At 68.4% G+C, this 19,023-nt stretch carries 14 protein-coding genes; 10 read left to right on the forward strand and 4 right to left on the reverse strand.

Translation table 11 applies throughout. The features are described 5' to 3' along the window. Positions 1–22: 22 nt before the first annotated feature. Complete coding sequence (locus tag ACFPCV_RS05240) at positions 23–1,447, reverse strand: MFS transporter (RefSeq protein ID WP_378054852.1); 1,425 nt, start codon at positions 1,445–1,447, stop codon at positions 23–25. Positions 1,448–1,736: 289 nt separating this feature from the next. Here ACFPCV_RS05240 and ACFPCV_RS05245 point away from each other — a divergent pair, with 289 nt between their 5' ends. From ACFPCV_RS05245 to ACFPCV_RS05255, 3 genes are read left to right on the forward strand one after another with little or no spacing between them, the layout of a single operon-like run. Beyond that, complete coding sequence (locus ACFPCV_RS05245) at positions 1,737–2,495, forward strand: flavin reductase family protein (protein ID WP_378054853.1); 759 nt, start codon at positions 1,737–1,739, stop codon at positions 2,493–2,495. Then, positions 2,461–3,987 (forward strand): 4-hydroxyphenylacetate 3-hydroxylase family protein, encoded by a 1,527-nt coding sequence (locus ACFPCV_RS05250; protein ID WP_378054854.1) that lies wholly within the window; start codon positions 2,461–2,463, stop codon positions 3,985–3,987. Before ACFPCV_RS05245 ends, ACFPCV_RS05250 begins: the two co-directional genes overlap by 35 nt. A gap of 59 nt (positions 3,988–4,046) precedes the next feature. Continuing rightward, positions 4,047–4,706: a class I SAM-dependent methyltransferase gene (locus ACFPCV_RS05255; RefSeq protein WP_378054855.1), complete on the forward strand. Its 660-nt coding sequence runs from the start codon at positions 4,047–4,049 to the stop codon at positions 4,704–4,706. A 44-nt stretch (positions 4,707–4,750) separates the two neighbouring features. Here ACFPCV_RS05255 and ACFPCV_RS05260 read toward each other — a convergent pair whose 3' ends face one another. Beyond that, entirely contained in the window at positions 4,751–6,433 is a 1,683-nt protein-coding gene (locus ACFPCV_RS05260; protein WP_378054856.1) for an FAD-binding oxidoreductase, read from the reverse strand. A 262-nt stretch (positions 6,434–6,695) separates the two neighbouring features. On the opposite strand from ACFPCV_RS05260, the gene ACFPCV_RS05265 reads away from it, so the two are divergent. From ACFPCV_RS05265 to ACFPCV_RS05275, 3 genes are all read left to right on the forward strand, one after another. Then, on the forward strand, positions 6,696–7,502 hold the full coding sequence (locus ACFPCV_RS05265) for an SDR family NAD(P)-dependent oxidoreductase (protein WP_378054857.1): 807 nt from the start codon (positions 6,696–6,698) through the stop codon (positions 7,500–7,502). 192 nt (positions 7,503–7,694) lie between these two features. Beyond that, positions 7,695–8,438, forward strand: coding sequence for an SDR family oxidoreductase (locus ACFPCV_RS05270; RefSeq protein WP_378055026.1), 744 nt, complete (start codon positions 7,695–7,697; stop codon positions 8,436–8,438). Positions 8,439–8,484: 46 nt separating this feature from the next. Next, the gene (locus ACFPCV_RS05275) at positions 8,485–10,155 is read left to right on the forward strand and encodes an FAD-dependent monooxygenase (protein ID WP_378054858.1); all 1,671 of its coding nucleotides are present in this window, start codon (positions 8,485–8,487) and stop codon (positions 10,153–10,155) included. Positions 10,156–10,201: 46 nt separating this feature from the next. On the opposite strand, the gene ACFPCV_RS05280 is transcribed toward ACFPCV_RS05275, so the two are convergent. Then, positions 10,202–11,881, reverse strand: a complete 1,680-nt coding sequence (locus tag ACFPCV_RS05280; protein ID WP_378054859.1) for an FAD-binding oxidoreductase — start codon at positions 11,879–11,881, stop codon at positions 10,202–10,204. Here ACFPCV_RS05280 and ACFPCV_RS05285 point away from each other — a divergent pair. Both ACFPCV_RS05285 and ACFPCV_RS05290 read left to right on the forward strand, forming a co-directional pair. After that, positions 11,880–12,104, forward strand: coding sequence for a hypothetical protein (locus ACFPCV_RS05285; RefSeq protein WP_378054860.1), 225 nt, complete (start codon positions 11,880–11,882; stop codon positions 12,102–12,104). The two genes, ACFPCV_RS05280 and ACFPCV_RS05285, sit on opposite strands and share 2 nt — an antisense overlap. Positions 12,105–12,342: 238 nt before the next feature. Beyond that, complete coding sequence (locus ACFPCV_RS05290; protein WP_378054861.1) at positions 12,343–12,951, forward strand: RNA polymerase sigma factor; 609 nt, start codon at positions 12,343–12,345, stop codon at positions 12,949–12,951. A 41-nt stretch (positions 12,952–12,992) separates the two neighbouring features. Here the strand turns inward: ACFPCV_RS05290 and ACFPCV_RS05295 are convergent, their stop codons facing one another. Further along, entirely contained in the window at positions 12,993–13,808 is an 816-nt protein-coding gene (locus ACFPCV_RS05295) for an AfsR/SARP family transcriptional regulator (protein WP_378054862.1), read from the reverse strand. Between the two features lie 309 nt (positions 13,809–14,117). Here ACFPCV_RS05295 and metK point away from each other — a divergent pair, with 309 nt between their 5' ends. Then, positions 14,118–15,311 carry a methionine adenosyltransferase gene (metK, locus tag ACFPCV_RS05300; protein WP_378054863.1) on the forward strand — a complete coding sequence of 398 codons (1,194 nt, stop codon included), beginning with the start codon at positions 14,118–14,120 and terminating at the stop codon, positions 15,309–15,311. 104 nt (positions 15,312–15,415) lie between these two features. After that, positions 15,416–18,958 (forward strand): methionine synthase, encoded by a 3,543-nt coding sequence (metH, locus tag ACFPCV_RS05305; RefSeq protein WP_378055027.1) that lies wholly within the window; start codon positions 15,416–15,418, stop codon positions 18,956–18,958. The last annotated feature ends 65 nt before the right edge of the window (positions 18,959–19,023 follow it).

Below are 19,023 nucleotides of genomic sequence, written 5' to 3' on the forward strand. Positions count from 1 at the left end.
CACACGCGGTCGGCACTATCCGTTACTTGCGATCTGCCGGGCTGTCTTTCCGTGCCAGGAAGACCCACACCGCGGCCGCGCCGGCCAGCAGAATGACGACGTCCGCGAGGGTCGCGGCACGGAGACCGTGAAGAATGACACCCGGCCTGCTTGTCGCGATCGCGCTGAGAACCGGGATGCCCAGTGTGATGCCGATCTGCATACTCGTCGTGGACAACCCCGTGGCCAGCCCCTGTTCGTGGTCGGGAATGCCGGAGGTCGCGGTGACCATGTAGGACACCAGGCTGAGTGCGTGACCGAAGAACCCGAAGGCGAGTGCCACCACCACCAGCACCCCCGCGGCGCGGTCGGTACCGATCAGCAGGAGCGTCGCGAACGCGAACGCTTGCAGCAGCAGCGATGCCGCCAGTGTTCTCGAGCTGCCGTAGCGGCCGATGAACCGCGGCGCGAGCGTACCGCCCAGGATCACCAGCAGACCGGGTCCGCCGAGCGCGAGGCCCGTCGCGACGGCGGAGTAGCCGAGCACCTCCTGCAGGTACAAGGTCATCAGGAAACAGATGCCGGTGACCATCGCGATGGTCACGACACCACCGACATTGGCCACGGCGACGGTACGCGTCCTGAGCACCCACGCGGGTACCAGCGGGTGCCGGCTCCTCTGCTCGACAAACCAGAACGCGACCAGCAGCACCACCCCGGACGAGAGGAAGACCAGGACCCATATGTCACCCCATCCCGCGTGACCGGCCGTCGTGATGCCGTAGACCAGCGCCAGCAGGCCGGCGGTGACGGTCAGCGCACCGGGGATGTCCAGCTTCGCGGTGGACCGCTCACCGGAGTCCCGGATGAACAGGAGCGCGCCAACGAAGAGGAGCAGTGCGACCGGCACGTTGATCAGGAACGCCCAACGCCAGCTCAGCAGACCGGTGAGCAGGCCGCCGATGAACGCCCCGGCGGTGAACCCGCCCCCGAGCAGCGCGCCGTTGATCCCCAGGGCGCGGCGCCGCATCGGGCCTTCGGGGAACGAGGTGGTCAGCAGCGACATCGCGGACGGTATCGTCATCGCGGTCGCAACCCCCTGTGCGACGCGGGCGGCGATGAGGACACCCGCTCCGGTGGCGAAGGTGCCCGCCAGGGACGCGATCGCGAGCAGGGTGATTCCCGCCAGGAACAGCGTCCGCCGCCCGGCCAGGTCGCCCGCGCGTCCGAACAGGAGGGTGAGGCCGGCCGCGGGCAGGGCGAACCCGGTGGTGACCCACTGCAGGTCACCGACACTGAGGCCGAGGTTGTCGCCGATCACGGGTAGCGCCACCGTGAGAATCGAGAAGTCGGCGGCCAGCATGAACTGAGCACCCAGCAGGACCGCCAGAATCCGCTTCTGTTCGGTGGTGGCACGCGGCGGTCCACCCGGGACCGGACTTCGGGTCGCCTGACCCGGATCAGCCATCACGTTCTCCCAGTGTGTCACGGGTTGCGGAGCCATCGAGTCCTGTCCCGGTGAGCCGGCCGTGACCTCCCGAACACCGCTGACCAGCGAGCCGGCCAACACCTCACGACGGGGGTTGTGAACAACCTCGGTCACGTTACGGAAGGGGTTCCGGCCCGGCGCTCCATTTCTTGCTGCCTGTCGGCTCACCAGCCCGGCTTCCCGCCGGCGGTGTTGCCGACTAGCTCGATTCTTCAGCGGCCCGTGCGACCGTGAGTCGAGTCGCCAGAGAGAGGGTGGCAGCGCACCGATGTCCACTGTGGATCGACAGGAACAAGGTCAGCACTCGGTGCCCGGGTCCGATGGCACGAGACGGAGCCCTCCGGACGCGGTCGACCACCGCCAACGGGCTGTCGGCCTGCGGGACTGTCTCGGGCACTTCGCCACCGGCGTCACCGTCGTCACCGTCGGCGACCAGAACAACGTGCACGGCGCCACCGTCAACGCCTTCGTCTCGGTCTCGCTCGATCCGGCGTTGGTCATGGTGTCGCTGAACCGGCGCAGCCAACTGTGCGAACGACTCAGGGACACGACCTTCGGCATCAACATTCTCGCCGCGGACCAACAGGATCTCGGTTTGCATTTCGCTGGAGCGAAGAGCAGGCCGGACGTGTCGGTGGAATGGGAGGATTTCACCCTCGCGCCGAGACTGCGCGGCTGCCTTGGCTTCCTGGCCTGTTCGCCATGGGCGATGTACGAAGGCGGTGACCACGTTCTGTACGTGGGGGAAGTCCGGTATTTCGAGCACCGCGCGGGTGAGCCGCTGGTGTTCCACGGCGGCGCTTTCCGTGACCTGCGCGACGAACCCGACGGGAACGCGTGGGCGGGCTCGTTCGACGACCCCGCCACCGGCCCGTGGCAGCTCTACGACCTGCTGCAGGCAGGCGCTCCGCCCCCAACCACAAGGACTGATCATGTCGCTGTTCCAAGAGACACCAGTGAACCAGGCGGCACCCGCCGCTCGGACTCGCCCGATGACCGGCGACGAGTACCTGGAAAGCCTGCGTGACGGACGCGCGGTGTACCTCTACGGCGAGCGGGTCGAGGACGTCACGAGGCACCCTGCCTTCCGCAACTCGGCGCTGATGACCGCCCGGCTGTACAACGCGCTGCACGACCCGGACAAGCGCGACGTGCTCACGACGGCCACCGACACCGGCAGCGACGGCTACACCCACAAGTTCTTCCGTACCCCGCACACCGTCGACGACCTGGTAGGAGATCGGGAGGCCATCGCCGAGTGGGCGCGGATGACCTACGGGTTCATGGGCCGCAGCCCCGACTACAAGGCGGCCTTCCTCGGCACACTCGGCGCGAACTCCGACTTCTACACACCGTTCCAGGACAACGCACAGCGCTGGTACCGGGAGTCGCAGGAAAAGGTGCTGTACTGGAACCACGCGATCATCCATCCGCCGGTGGACCGGCACCGTCCCGCCGAAGAGGTCAAGGACGTCTTCGTGCACGTGGAGAAGGAGACCGACGCGGGCCTGGTGGTCAGCGGCGCGAAGGTGGTGGCGACCGGATCGGCGATCACGAACTTCAACTTCATCTCGCACTACGGACTTCCGCTGAAGGAGAAGAAGTTCGCCCTGGTGGCCACCGTGCCGATGTCCGCGCCGGGTCTCAAGCTGATCTGCCGGCCGTCCTACGCGGCCGCCGCCGCTGTCATGGGCAGCCCCTTCGACTACCCGCTCTCCAGCCGCCTCGACGAGAACGACACGATCTTCGTCCTGGACAAGGTGCTGATTCCGTGGGAGAACGTCTTCCTCTACGGCGATCCTGAACAGGTCAACGACTTCGCCGCCAAGTCGGGATTCCTCGAACGGTTGACCTTCCACGGCTGCATCCGGCTCGCCGTCAAGATCGACTTCATCGCGGGGCTCCTGCTCAAGGCGGTGGAGATCACCGGTACGAAGGACTTCCGCGGCGTGCAGGCGCGGATCGGCGAGGTGATCGCGTGGCGGAACATGTTCTGGGCGTTGAGCGACGCCGCCGCACGCAACCCGCAGGAGTGGCGCAACGGGGCGCTGCTGCCCCGGCTCGACTGCGGGATGGCGTACCGCTGGTTCATGACGATCGGTTATCCGAGGATCAAGGAGATCATCGAGCAGGACGTCGCGGCCGGTCTCATCTACGTCAACTCCAGCGCCGAGGACTTCCAGAATCCGGAGATCCGCCCGTACCTCGACAAGTACGTGCGCGGCTCCAACGGCTACGACGCGGTGAGCAGGGTCAAGCTCATGAAACTGCTCTGGGACGCGATCGGTACGGAGTTCGGCGGACGGCACGAGTTGTACGAGCGCAACTACTCGGGAAACCACGAGGCCATTCGCATCGACATGCTGATGGCCCAGACCGCCAGCGGGCAACTCGACGCCTACCGGGGGTTCGCGGACAAGTGCCTCGAGGAGTACGACCTGGACGGCTGGCGGGTGCCCGATCTGGACTCGTTCCCGGAAGTCCGGAAGAGCAGGAACGACCTCCTGCGCAGGGCATGAGGCAGGCCCGTACGAACGCGTCTCACACCGTCGAACGACCCACCGAAGGAGAACCACGGATGAGAATCCAGGTCGAGCTGACCGATGCGCTCCAGGACTACATCGCCGACGTGTCCCCGAACGAACCCGATGTGCTGCGTGAGCTGCGCAAGCGGACCGACGAGCTGCCGCTGCGGCTCATGCAGATCTCCCCGGAACAGGGACAGTTCCTCAACGTCCTGGTCCGCGCCCTCGGGGTGCGGCGCGCCATCGAGGTCGGTGTCTTCACCGGCTACAGCCTGATCTCGACCGCGCTCGCCCTGCCGGAGGGGGGCACGATCGTCGGCTGCGACGACAATCCGGAGTGGACCTCGATCGCCATGGAGTTCTGCGAACGGGCCGGGGTCACCGACAAGGTGGACATGCGCGTCGGCGACGCCGTGGCGACGCTGACCGAGCTCGTGGCGTCGGGTTCGGCGGAGACCTACGACTTCGTCTTCATCGATGCCGACAAGCAGAACTACGAGACCTACTTCGAGTTGGCACTGACACTGCTGCGCACCGGAGGACTGATCGTGGTCGACAACGTCCTGTGGCACGGCGCGGTGATCGACGACTCGGCGCAGGACGAGGAGACCACCGCCCTGCGCGCGTTCAACCTCAGGTTCACCGACGACAAGCGGCTCGACCTGAGTCTCCTGCCGTTCGCCGACGGCCTGACCTTCGCCGTCAAACGCTGAGCGGGGGGTTCCCGCGACCCGGTCGCTCGCGGGAACCCCTTCGGTCAGGGCAACTGGACGGACTGCCCGTGCCGGAAGACGTCGCGCGGGTCCCACCTCTTCTTGACCCGCTGCAGCCGGGGATAGTTCTCCTTGTAGTAAAGGGTGTGCCAGGGAGTCGACGAGCGATTGAAAGCCGGATCGCTCAGGTCGGTGTCGGCATAGTTCACGTAGCAGCCGTCGGTCACCGCGTTGGGTACCGGGACGCCACCGGTGTCCGCGTACACCTCGCCGTAGCTTTCCCGGGTCCAGGCAACGGTCCTGGCGTCGTCGGCCCGGTCACCCCACCAGACCTGCCAGAGCAGCTTGAACGCCGCGTCCCGGTGCGGAAACGCCGTCGCCCCGGCGGGCACCGAGTTCACCCTGCCGCCGAACGAGCTGGCGACGAGCGCGGCGGCCGGATTGTCGATGGCGGTACTCGTGAAGTGCTTGTAGAGCGCCGCGATCTGGTGATCGGGGAAGACGGCGCGCATGTACGCGGACTTGTAGTCGCCACGCAGGGTCGGGTCGTTGACCGTCGCGTTCGTCGTGCCGAGGAACCGTGCCGCCTGCAGCCAGGGCAGTCGCCGCGGCGCGGCGAACTCGGGCATGGCCGAGAACTCGCCCATCCTCGTCGTGAGCGCGGCCGGTTGGACACCCACCCCCTTGTTCATGGTGGTCAGCCACTCGGCCAGGATCCGGTCCGCGCCCGGCACGGTCGCGTCGACCTGCGTGACCAGACCGATCTGACCGTTGGACCTGTGGTTGAGCATCAGGAAGCTGGCCAGTGCGCGTCGCGGGTTGTCCGGGCCGGAGTTGGCGACGTGCCAGGTGCTGTAGTTCTTCAGCAGGGCGGCGAAGTTCGTCCGGTCGATCTGTGCCCAGGGCCACGAGATCGCGCTCAGCAGTACCGAAGCCGGCGGCTTGGGCAGCAGCTCGCCCGGCGATCCGCCGGTAGCGCCGGGAGTGCGGAACCAGTAGCGCGTGACGACGCCGAAGTTGCCACCGCCACCACCGGTGAACGCCCACCACAGGTCGCGATGGGGGTCCTCGGGATCACGAGTGGCGACGACCGCGCGAGCGGTGCCTGCCGCGTCGACCACCACGACCTCCACCGCGTACAGGTAGTCGACGATCAGGCCGAACTTTCGGCACAGCAGGCCCCAGCCACCGCCTGCGACGTGCCCGCCGAGCCCCACCGAGTAACAGATGCCCCCTGGCAACGTCACCCCCCACAGGGAGTACAGCTTCTCGTACACCTCGAGCAGTGTCGCGCCCGGTTCGACCGCGAAGGCATCGCGGTCCTGGTCGAACCCGATCCGGTTCATGGTCGACAGATCCAGTACCACCTGGACGGCGGGGTTGTAGACGAAGTCCTCCAGGCAGTGTCCGCCGCTGCGGATGCTGATCCGCTTGCCTGCCCGCACGGCCCGTTGGACGGCCACGACGATCTGCCTGGTGGTCGAGACCAGGCAGACGGCCTCCGGTTTGCCCACCCATCGCTGGTTCATTCCGGTGACGAGATCGGGATACTGCTGGGAGGACGGCGTCACGACCACCGCGTCGGACGCCCCTGTCGTCGGTTCCGCCGGTGCCGCGCCGCTGTTGGGCACCGTGCCGACGGCAGCGCCGACGGCACCGACGCCGACCGCTGCCGCGGATCCCGACAGAAATAATCGTCTGCCCATATTGGATGGCAACCGGGTCATCGATTTCTCCTCTGCTGCGGTAGGTCCTGTGTCCGGTCGCCAGGGCAGGGCGTTTCCCGGCGACGCGTGCTTCGACACAGCAACATACGGAGCGGCCACAGCGAAGACGCTCCGTATGTTGCTGTGGCCCGCTCCGGGTCGGCCGAGGCGGATTCGGCGGGCGGAATCGCAACCGATTCACCGACATCGGTGTTCCCCGGGTACGAGCATCTTTCTGCTCCGCGCACCGAGCGAGGTGGGCACAACCGCAGATGGGAAGATCATGGATCTCAAGCTCTCCGACCGCGTGGCCGTCGTCACCGGTGCTTCGAAGGGCATCGGGCTGGCCGTCACCCGCACGCTGTTGCTGGAGGGGGCCAAGGTCGTGGCCGCCTCCCGCAAGAGCACCATGGAGCTTGACGAGCTCGCGGGTGAGAACCTGGTGCACGTCGCGGTCGACCTGATGAATCCCGAGGCACCAGAGCAGGTCGTGGCGCAGGCCGTCGAGAGCTTCGGCGGGCTGGACATCCTCGTGAACAACGCGGGTGGACCACCGCCGGGTATCGCGCTGCCGCGCACCTCGTTCCTCGACGCGAGCGATGCCGACTGGCACGCGATGTTCGAGTTCAACCTCTTCGCCGTCGTTCGCGCGATCCGTGCGGCCATCCCGCGGCTGCTCGAGCGAGGCGGTGGCTCGATCATCAACATCTCGTCCGGCAACGGGCGCCAGCCGTCGCCGATCAACGTCGACTACGGCGCCGCCAAGGCAGGGATCAACAACCTGACCAAGGTGCTCACCGAGGAGTACGGCCCACAGGGAATCCGGGTGAACACGATCTCCCCCGGCGGGGTGCGCACGGCTTGGTGGACAGAGGAGGGCGGGGCCGCCGACATCATCGCCGCGCGGGCCGGTGCCGATCGGGACGCGGTGCTGGACACCCTGGCACCGCAGATGATGAACATGGTGACCGGCAAGCTCGTCGATCCGCAGGAGATCGCCGACGTGGTCGCACTGCTGGCCTCGCCACGTTCGGCGAGCACGACGGGTGCTGACTTCGTGGTCGACGGCGGCTTCCTCAAGTCGCTCTGAACAACACCGGGCGGCCCCTGTTTTCGGGGGCCGCCCGGCGTGTGTTCAGAGCCATCCACCCCGTCGTCGCAACAACCAGAGTGCCCGGCAACTCGTTTCGACCTTACGCTCGGGTCACCAATCGAGATCGGCTCGACCAGTTGGACTGGGTGAGGAGACAGCGTGCAGAGACTCGCCGGGAAAGTCGCGGTCGTGACGGGCAGCAGCCGCAGCATCGGCCGGGGAATAGCGTGTCGCCTCGCCACCGACGGCGCGCTGGTCGGTGTGCACTACTCGAGCAACTCGCAGGCAGCGGCGGAAGTCGTGGACACCATCGAGCACGCGGGCGGCAGGGCTTTCGCGTTCGGGGCGGAACTGGGTGTCGATGGCGACGCCGAGCGGTTCTGGACCGAGTTCGACGAGCAGCGGGCCAAGTACAGCGGCCCCGACGAGACCGGCCTCGACATCATCGTCAACAACGTCGGGGTCGCCCTGCGCGACCATTTCGAGGAAGCGACTTCGGAAGACTTCGACAAAATGTTCGCCGTGAACGTGCGGGCGCCGTTCTTCATCATTCAACAGGGTCTCGATCGACTGCGCCCGGGCGCACGTGTCATCAACATCTCCTCGATCGTCACCCGGCTGGCGCTGACCGATGTCATCGTGTACGGCACCACGAAGGGCGCGCTGGACACCTTCACCCTCATTCTCGCCAAGGCCCTGGGCAGCCGCGGCATCACGGTGAACTCGGTGGCTCCCGGATTCATCGACACGGACTCCAACGCGGAGTGGTTGCGGGTCGACAAGCAGGCATGGTCGGACACCGCCGCCCAGTCGGCGTTCGGCCGGGTGGGCGAGCCCGAAGACGTCGCGGACGTGGTCGCCTTCCTGGCCACGGACGAGGCACGCTGGATCACCGGCCAGGTCATCGACGTCAGTGGCGGCACCCGGCTGTAGCCCGGGCGCGCCGGACGAGTACTGCCGACCGATCGGAGTTCCCGAGATGGACCGCTCGCCGGCGACACCGGTCGCCGTCGTGGGCGGCGGCCCGATCGGGCTGCTGCTCGCACTGTTCCTCGACCACCACGGCGTGCGATCCGTCGTGTTCGACACGGAGCCCTCGGTGCAGACGCTCCCCCGCGGCAGCACCCACAACGCCAGGACGATGGAGCACTACCGCAGGCTGGGGCTCGCCGCGCAGGTGCGCAGGCTCGGCCTGCCATGGGACCACTCGGCCGACATCGCCTTCTTCACCCGCTACACCGGGTTCGCCCTTGCCCGGCTACCACATCCGGGTCCCGGCCAGGCGATGCGCGGCGTGGCGACGGCGGACCGGTCGGACCAGGTGCCGGAGCCGATGCACCGGGCGAACCAGATGTATGTCGAACGGTTGCTGTTCGAGCACGCCGCCACCAGGCCGGCGATCGACACGCGCTACGGCTGGGAGGTCACCGGGCTCGACGAGAGCGCGGACGGCGTCGAGGTGACCGCGGCCCGCGATGGCCGGCAGCGGACGCTGGCGGCCGCGTACGTGGTCGGCTGCGACGGCGGGCACGGTTTCGTACGTCGACGGCTCGGTGTGGGCTACGGCGGACCGGGATCGCTCGATCAGGACATCCTGGGGGGCCGCGCGACCGCGGCGCATCTACGCGTCCGGAGCCCGGCGGGCGGGTTCTTCGGGCACCGCAGGGCGTGGAGCCACTGGGCGATCAACGCCGACCTCGCGCTCAACCTGATCGCGCTTGACGGCGTCGACGAGTACTTCCTCCTGAGCAGCTCCGTCGAGCCGGACAAGGGTGACGACGACCTCGTCCGGCTCGTCCAGGCGGCTGCGGGCGTGCCCGTCGCGGTGGAGGTGCTGAGCCGTCGCATGTGGACACCGGGAGCCGCGCTCGTGGCCGAGCGGTTCGGCGCGGGACGGCTGCTGCTGGCGGGCGACGCGGCCCACCTGTTCACCCCCAACGGCGGGTTCGGCATGAACACCGGCGTCGACGACGTCGCCAACCTGGCCTGGAAGCTCGCGGCGGCGATCCAGGGCTGGGCGGGGCCGGGCCTGATCGGCTCGTACGAGGTGGAGCGCAGGCCGATAGCGCTGCGCAACACGGCCGCCGCCCGCGACCTGAACATCGGCCTCGGCGCCATCGCACGCCCACCGGTCCTGGAGGTCGACTCGGCGGAGGGTGCCGCCGCCCGCGAGAAGACCGGGCGGCAGTTGGCCGAGTACGGCGGGCGCACCCTGGACACGCTGGGCGTGCAACTCGGTGCGCGCTACGACGGGTCCCCCATCGTGGCGGCCGGGAGCCGGCCCGCGCCGTCCGACGCGTTCGCCACCTACACGCCTTCCGGCGTGCCGGGTGGACGGGCTCCGCACGCGTGGCTCGACGACGCCCACGGCCGGCACAGCTCGCTGTTCGACCGGTTCGGCCCCGGGTTCACCCTGCTGCGGCTGGGCGGTGACCCGGCGATGGCCGCGAACCTGGCCGGAGCCGCCGCGGCGCGGGGGATCCCCATCAGCACCGTCGCCGTCGCCGACGACCTCGTGCGCGACCTCTACGGACGGGACCTCGTGCTGATCCGGCCGGATCAGCACGTCGCGTGGCGCGGGAACCGGCTTCCCGAACAGGTGGACGAACTGGTGGCGCGGGTCGTTGGCCACTCCGGCGGCCCGCGGTAGGGCGTGTCCCGCGGATCTTCCCCGGGACACGCCCTGGTGGCTGGGGTTACGGCAGCCGGATCGACTGATCGTGGCGGAACGTGTCCCGTGGATCCCACCTGGCCTTGACGCGCTGGAGCCGTGGGTAGTTGTCCTTGTAGTACAGGGTGTACCAGGGCACGCCCGACCTGTTGTAGCGGGCATCGCTCAGGTCGATGTCCGGATAGTTGACGTAACAGCCGTCGGTCACCGCGTCGGGTACCGGGACACCGCCCGTGTCGGCGTACAGCGCCCGGTAGAAGTTCCTGAGCCAGCTCACATATCTGACGTCGTCGGCCCGGTCCGCCCACTGCAGGTACATGACCATCTTCATCGCCGAGTCCCGGTGCGCGGAGGCCGTCGCACCGGAGGCCGTCGCGTTGACCATGCCGCCGAAGGAGTGGAACTGCGCCATCGCGGAGGGATTGTCGATGGCGGAACTGTTCAGGTTCTCGTAGAGCACCTCGATGTGCCGGTCGGGGATGTTCGCCCGCAGATAGGCCGACTTGTGGTCGGCGCGCTGGGAGGGGTCGTTCACGTTGCCTCCCGTACCGACCGCGCCGCCGAGCAGCCGGGTGGCCTGCAACCACGGGATTCGTTTCGGGGCGGTGAACTCGGGCAACGGGCCGTGCTCCCCGAACGGCGCGGTCACCGATCCGCGCGGAATGCCGACACCGTCGCCGATCGCGGCGACGAAGTCCGCGTGCAGCCGTTCGGCATCGTGGACGGTGGCGTCCGACTGGGTGAGCAGGGAGATCTCGCCGTGCGAACGATGGGTCAGGGTGAGCAACGCGCACAGACCCTCATAACGGTTTCCGGGCGCGCTGTTGGCCATGTGCCACACACTGAAGTTCTTCACCAGAGTGGCGAAGCCCTCGCGGGTCATCTCGCGCCACGGCCAGGAGACGGCACTGACGAGCACGGCCGAGGGTGGTCTGGGCAGCAGCGCCGCCGGATCGGTTCCGGTCGCACCGGGTGAACGGAACCAGTAGCGGGTCACCACCCCGAAGTTGCCACCGCCGCCACCTGTGTGCGCCCACCACAGGTCCCGGTTCGGGTCGGACCTCTCGCGGGTGGCCACCACCGCACGGGCGGTGCCGGCGGCGTCCACGACGACCACCTCCACGGCGTACAGATGGTCCACGCTCAGGCCGTACTGTCTGCACAGCATTCCCCAGCCGCCACCACTGATGTGGCCACCCATGCCGACGTTGTAGCAGACACCGGCGGGCACCGTGACTCCCCAGAGCCGGTAGAGTGTCTCGTAGACATCCAGCAGGGTCGAGCCCGCCTCGACCGCGAACGCGTTGCGGCCGACGTCGAAATACACCCGCTTCATCTCCGACATGTCCACGACGACCTCGACCTTCGGGTTGAAGACGAAGTCCTCGAAGCAGTGGCCGCCGCCGTGCACCGAGATCCGTTTGCCCTCCCGCACCGTGTCCTGCACGACCCGCACCACCTGCGCGGTCGACCCGACGAGGTACACCGCTCTGGGCCTGCCGATCCACCGTTGGTTGAGCCCGCGAACGAGATCCGGGTACCGCCCGTCCTTCGGGGTGACCGCGACCGGGCCGAACCCCGCGACATCGATCGCCCTGTCCTCGGCGGCTGCCGAGCCCGTGGCACCGAACACCGCGGCCGATCCCACCGCGGCGGCACCCGCGAGAAACCGGCGGCGGGCCGTCTCACTCAGATCTCGTTCCATGCGCGACACCTTCCTGGATCCGATCGTCGGTCAGGCGGAAATCAGGGGGCACGACGAGGGCCGGATCGAACAGGACACGATGAACCGCTTCCGCGCTCGGTTCCCTCGGCATGCCGCGCAGTGCAGCATTCCGCGACGCGTCTTCTGGAACACTCCGATTCTTGCGACCCGGCATCCGTCGGGCCGACAGGCAGCCGGCCGCGCCCCCTCGGCAACCGAGTGAGACCGTGCCGCCACCTCGTGGCAGTGCTACGGTTGGGTTGTGCGTCGAGAGTGTGCCTGGACCCAGCGTTCGACGATTCACCGTCCATAAGCTGGCCGCCACTGTTTCGCCGCGGTAGTCGCGTTGGTCCGTCGAGGGATCCGCAGCGGTCGGCATGGCCAGAGGAGCCGACCGTGGGACCAGTAATGCACGACGTGCCAGGCGTGTGTCACGCCTTGCCGAACGGTGCGGTCGCCTGATGCCGGTCACCGAGACCAGAACCCCCACGACGTCACGTCGTCGCCAGCTTGAGGTCGAGCCGGCCGAAAGCCTGCTGGACGCTCTGGTCGACGATCTGGACGTCGGTTTCGCTGAGCTGGTCCGGACCTACGAACGAGTGGTGTTCTCGGTGGCTCTGCGGGTGAGTGGCAGGACCGCGGAGGCCGAGGAGTTGGCGTCGGAGTCGTTTCTGCGTTCCTATCTCGCGCTCCGCGGCTACGAGCCATCCCGCATTCTTGCCCTGCGGCCCGCGCCGTGGCTGATCACGATCATGCTCAACACCTGGCGCAACAACGTTCGGACCGCCAGCAGGCGACCCCAGCAGATATCGATGGCCGACCTTCCCGAGAAGCCGAGCGCCGAGGCGAGCGTCGAGGAGCAGGTCGAACGGGCCGAGACCCGCCACGAGCTGGCCGAACTCATGGCGCTGTTGCCCGAGAACCAACGGCTCGCGGTGGTTCTGCGCCACTTCGTCGGCCTGCCGATCGCCGAGATCGCCACCGCGATGCACCTTCCCGAGGGAACCGCCAAGTCCCATGTCTCGCGTGGCCTCCACGCACTGCGCGACCTGTGCGGGGACCCCCGGTAGGTCGGACGGTCACCCGGTGCGGGCGGAGTCGGCGCAGCCGTTCACCCGCCGTCACCCGAGGCGGGCAGCTGGTCGGGGCGCTGCCGTAGCGCGGACACCTCCAGCATGGGGTCCGCGGCGAGGATCGCCTCGTAGAGCCGGCGCATCCGCGGCACCGGGTCGAGACCGAGCTGGTCGAACAGCAGTGTGCGCAGACGGTGAAACATCTCGATGGCCTGCGCCTGCCGACCGGAGCGATACAGGGCCACCATGAACTGGGCCTGCACGTTCTCGTGCAGAGGGTGGGTGTCGGCGAGAGTACCCAGCTCCGCCAGCAGTTCGTGGTGCCTGCCAAGGCGCAGATATGCCTCGATGCGCTGCTCCAGTACCCCGAACCGCGTCTCCTCCAGGCCGATCCGGTGCACGGCGATGGTCGGGCCGTCCGGTACGTCGGCCAACGCCGACCCGCGCCACAGACCGAGCGCGGAGTCGAACAGCTCGGCCGCACGGCGATCGTCACCCTGGACGATCGCCGCCCGGGCCCGGCCAACCAGGGACTCGAACATCCCGCGGTCGAAGCTTTCCGCAGGGACGTGGAGCTGGTAGCTCATGTTGTGGGTGGTGAGGACCTCCTGACCGCGGACGGTCGGCACCGCTCGGAGCAACCGGCGGATCTGCAGCACGTAGGTCTGCAGGGTGGACACGGCACTCCTGGGCGGGTCGGCCTGCCAGAGCTCGTCGACGCAGGCGTGCACCGGAACCATCTGGTTGGCGTTGACCATCAGCAAGGCGAGCAACTGCCGCCCCTTCGGCGATGTCGGCACACAACTGCGGTTCCCGTGAGCCAGCCGCAGCGCTCCCAGCACGCCGAACTCCACGATGTTCTCGCCTTCTTGCTAACGGGCGACACACGATCCCCAGGTCGGCCGTCTCCCAATTCGGCCGTACAGGTGCACGATACCCGAGAACGGTTCTCCCATCCGGGTCAGCGGATTGATCACAATCAGGCAGCGGCGTATGGCGGTACTTTCCAGGGCCGATCGTCCCAATGCACGCCGGGAAATGCGCCGATCTTGTCGGCCGACGTCACCCACCCGGCTCCTCCAGGCAGCTTTCAGCGCGACCCAACACCATGGACGGCAGGGTGATCGCCACGTGCCAGCCGGGTGCGCCCCCAGGAGGACGCCGTGCACAGAAATCTCTTCACTTCGGAGTCCGTGGCCGAGGGGCATCCGGACAAGATATGCGACGCGGTCAGCGACGCGATTCTCGACGCGATGATCGAGGCGGATCCGCACTCGCGGGTCGCGGTGGAGACACTGGTGACGACCGGTCAGGTGCATATCGCCGGCGAGGTGACGACCAATTCCTACGTCGATATCCCGGCCATCGCCCGGAACACGATCCTGAATATCGGTTACGACTCCTCGGCGAAGGGTTTCGACGGGAACTCCTGCGGCGTCAACGTGGCGATCGGGACCCAGTCGCCGGACATCGCGCAAGGCGTGGACGCCGCCTACGAGACGCGCGTCCAGCACGGCTCCGACGAGATCGACCGCCAGGGCGCGGGAGACCAGGGACTGATGTTCGGCTACGCCTGCACGGACACGCCGGAGCTGATGCCGTTGCCGATCGCGCTGGCGCATCGCCTCGCCCGTCGTATGGCGACGGTCCGCAAGACAGGGGTGATGCCGTACCTGCGTCCGGACGGCAAGACCCAGGTGACGGTCGAGTACGACCACCACACGGCGACCCGCCTGGACACCGTCGTGGTGTCCAGCCAACACGCCGAGGGGGTGAACCTGGACACGCTCCTCGCGCTCGACATCCGCGAACACGTGGTGTCGCCGGAGATCGACGAGTTGGAGCTGGACACGGCGGAGGTGCGGTTGCTGGTCAACCCGACCGGCCGGTTCGTGGTCGGCGGGCCGATGGGTGACGCCGGCGTGACCGGCCGCAAGATCATCGTGGACACCTACGGCGGGATGGCAAGGCACGGTGGCGGCGCGTTCTCCGGCAAGGATCCATCCAAAGTGGACCGATCGGCGGCGTACGCGATGCGCTGGGTCGCCAAGAACGCGGTCGCCGCCGGGCTGGCGTCCCGCATCGAGGTTCAGGTGGCCTACGCCATCGGGAAAGCGGCCCCGGTGGGGTTGTTCGTCGAGACGTTCGGCACCGAGAACGTGGCCCCGGACCGGATCCTGTCCGCGATCCGGGCCGTGTTCGACCTGCGGCCCGCGGCGATCATCCGTGACCTGGACCTGCTACGGCCGATCTACGCGCAGACCGCGGCCTACGGGCATTTCGGACGACTCGACCTCGACCTGTCGTGGGAGCGCACCGACCGCGCCGACGACCTCAAACAGGAGGCCACCACGTGACGATCGAGCACACGGACGGCCGCCGCACGTCAGTGGCGGCGACCGGATCGACCACGACCAGCCGACCACGGCCACACGACGTCGCGGAGACGCCCCGCGCACCCCTGCTCGACGCGCTCGCCGACCGGGTACTCGTCGCCGACGGCGCCATGGGCACGATGCTGCAGACGGCCGACCTGTCGCTGGACGACTTCGCCGGGTTCGAGGGGTGCAACGAGATACTGAACGTGACCCGGCCCGATGTGGTGAAGCAGCTGCACCGCCGGTACCTGACGGTAGGTGCCGATGCCGTCGAGACGAACACCTTCGGGGCGAACCTGGCGAACCTGGCCGAATACGGCATCGCCGATCGCATCCTCGAGTTGTCGGAGAGCGGCGCGCGGTTGGCGCGGGAGGTGGCCGACGAGTTCACCGACGCGACCCGGCAGCGGTTCGTGCTCGGGTCGGTCGGCCCCGGCACGAAGTTGCCGTCCCTGGGTCACGTCCGCTACGCCGAACTGCGGGACGCCTACGAGCTCCAGGTGCGCGGTCTGCTGATCGGCGGGGTGGACGCGGTGATCGTGGAGACCTCGCAGGACCTGCTGCAGACCAAGGCCGCGGTGATCGGCGCGAAGCGCGCCATGGCCACCGAGGGCCGGGGGGTGCCGATCATCACCGAGGTCACCGTGGAGACGACCGGGACCATGCTGCTCGGGTCGGAGATCGGCGCGGCCCTGACCGCCCTCGAGCCGCTGGGCATCGACCTGATCGGGCTGAACTGCGCCACCGGCCCGGCGGAGATGAGTGAACACCTGCGCACCCTGGCCAGGCAGGCGCGCATCCCGCTGGCGGTGATGCCCAACGCCGGTCTCCCCCAGCTCGGTCCGAACGGCGCGGAGTACCCGCTGGACCCGGAAGCACTCGCCGTGGCGCTGTCCGGGTTCGTCACCGAGTTCGGCGTGCGGCTGGTCGGCGGGTGCTGCGGAACGACCGACGAGCACATCCGCCGACTGGTCGACGCGGTCCGCGACCTCGCGCCGACAGCACGCGAGGCGAGCCCGGAGCCGGGCGTGTCGTCGCTGTACCAGGCGGTGCCCTTCGCCCAGGACGCGACGGTGCTGGTGATCGGGGAACGGACCAACGCCAACGGCTCCAAGGCGTTCCGGGACGCGATGCTCGACGCCAGGCTGGACGACTGCGTGGACATCGCCAGAGCGCAGACCCGCGACGGAGCGCACGTGCTCGACCTGTGCGTCGACTACGTTGGCCGCGACGGCGTGCGGGACATGGACGAGCTCGCCGCCCGGCTGGCGACGGCGTCGACCCTGCCGATCGTGCTCGACTCGACCGAGCCCGAGGTGATCGCGGCCGGGCTGGAGCGGCTGGGTGGCCGGTGCACGGTCAACTCGGTGAACTACGAGGACGGGACCGGACCGGAGTCCCGGTTCCAGCGCACGATGACGCTCGTGCGGGAGCACGGTGCGGCCGTCGTGGTCATGTGCATCGACGAGGAAGGGCAGGCGCGCACCGCGGAGAACAAGGTGGCGATCGCGTCCCGCATCGTCGACGACCTCGTCCGCGACTGGGGCATGCGGATCGAGGACATCATCGTCGACTGTCTGACCTTCCCGATCACCACCGGTCAGGAGGAGGTCCGGCGCGACGCGATCGAGACCATCTCGGCGATCGGCCTGCTCAAGGACCGCCATCCCGGGGTCACCACGACCCTGGGCGTGTCCAACGTGTCGTTCGGGTTGAACCCGGCGGCCCGTCAGGTGCTCAACTCCGTCTTCCTGCACGAATGTGTGCAGGCCGGTCTGGACACCGCGATCCTGCATGCCGCGAAGATCCTTCCGCTGGCCCGGATCCCGGACGAGCAGCGCGCCGTAGCGCTCGACCTGATCCACGACCGGCGCCGCGACGGCTACGACCCCCTGCAGGAGCTCATGGGTCTGTTCGACGGCGCATCGGTTGCCTCGTCCAAGGCCAGCCGGGCCCAGGAACTGGCCGCACTGCCACTGTTCGAACGGCTGGAGCGGCGCATCGTCGACGGCGACCGCAACGGGCTGGCAGCCGACCTGGACGCCGCGCTGGTCGAGCGGCCGGCGTTGCGGATCATCAACGAGACGCTGCTGTCCGGGATGAAGACCGTCGGCGAGCTGTTCGGCTCCGGGCAGATGCAACTGCCGTTCGTGCTGCAGTCCGCCGAGGTCATGAAGGCCGCGGTGGCCTGTCTCGAGCCGCACATGGACAAGACGGCCGCCGACGGCAAGGGCCGCATAGTGCTCGCCACGGTCAAGGGCGACGTGCACGACATCGGCAAGAACCTGGTCGACATCATCCTCACCAACAACGGCTACGACGTGGTCAACCTGGGCACCAAGCAACCCATCGGCACCATCCTGGACGCCGCGGACGAACACGGCGCGGACGTCATCGGCATGTCCGGGTTGCTGGTCAAGTCCACCGTGATCATGAAGGACAACCTCAGGGAGATGAACTCCCGCGGCGTCGGCGACCGCTGGCCGGTCCTGCTCGGCGGCGCCGCCCTCACCCGTGCCTACGTGGAGAACGACCTCGGTGACCTGTACACCGGCGACGTCCGGTACGCCAGGGACGCCTTCGAGGGCCTGCGGCTGATGGCGGCCGTCATGGGCGCCAAACGTGGTGAGTCACCGGCCCTCGACGAGGAGGAGCAGGCCAAGGTGGCCGAGCGCAGGACCCGCAGAAAGCGTTCGCTGCGCATAGCCGCCAAGCGGGCGGCCCGTGCGAGCGAGGACGAGCCCCCCGCCGAGTCACTCCCCACCCGCTCGGCGGTGGCCACCGACCTGCCCCTGCCCGCTCCCCCGTTCTGGGGCAACCGGGTCGTGCGGGGCATCCCCGTCGCCCGGTACGCGGCCATGCTCGACGAGCGTGCGACGTTCATGGGCCAGTGGGGACTGCGGGGCAGCCGGGGCGGCGACGGTCCGTCCTACGCGGAACTGGTCGAGAGCGAGGGCCGGCCCAGGCTGCGGTACTGGATGGAGCGGCTCGCCACCGAAGGAGTCCTGGCGGGGGCCGCCGTCGCGTACGGGTACTACCCCTGTGTCGCCGACGGCGACGACCTGGTCCTGCTCACCGAGCCGGCGCCGGACGCCCCCGAGCTCACCCGGTTCAGCTTCCCCCGCCAGCGCAGGGAACGCCGTCTCTGCCTCGCGGACTTCTTCCGGCCCAAGGACGCCGCGCTGGCAGCCGGTGAGGTGGATGTGGTCGGGCTCAGCCTGGTCACCATGGGCCAGTCGATGGCCGACGTCGCCAACGGGCTGTTCGCCGACGACCACTACCGCGACTACCTGGAGGTCCACGGGCTCGGCGTACAGCTCACCGAGGCGCTGGCCGAGCTCTGGCACCGCCGGATCCGGGAGGAGCTGCGCCTCGCGGACGGCAGCGCACTGGCCGCCGACGATCCGGCGGACATCGCGGACTACTTCACCCTCGCCTACCGCGGTGCGCGCTTCTCCCTGGGCTACGGCGCCTGTCCCGACCTCGATGACCGGGCGAAGATCGTCGAACTGCTCGAACCCGAGCGAATCGGGGTCAAGCTCTCCGAGGAGTTCCAGTTGCACCCCGAACAATCGACCGACGCCATCGTCGTGCACCACACCGAGGCCACCTATTTCAATGTCTGAAAAGGACACCACCGGTATGCGGTGGCCGTTCCGCGTCATCTCTCGCTCGTTTCTTCACCGGCGCC

The sequence above is a fragment of the Actinophytocola glycyrrhizae genome (assembly GCF_042653545.1).
Taxonomy (GTDB): Bacteria; Actinomycetota; Actinomycetes; order Mycobacteriales; family Pseudonocardiaceae; genus Actinophytocola; species Actinophytocola glycyrrhizae.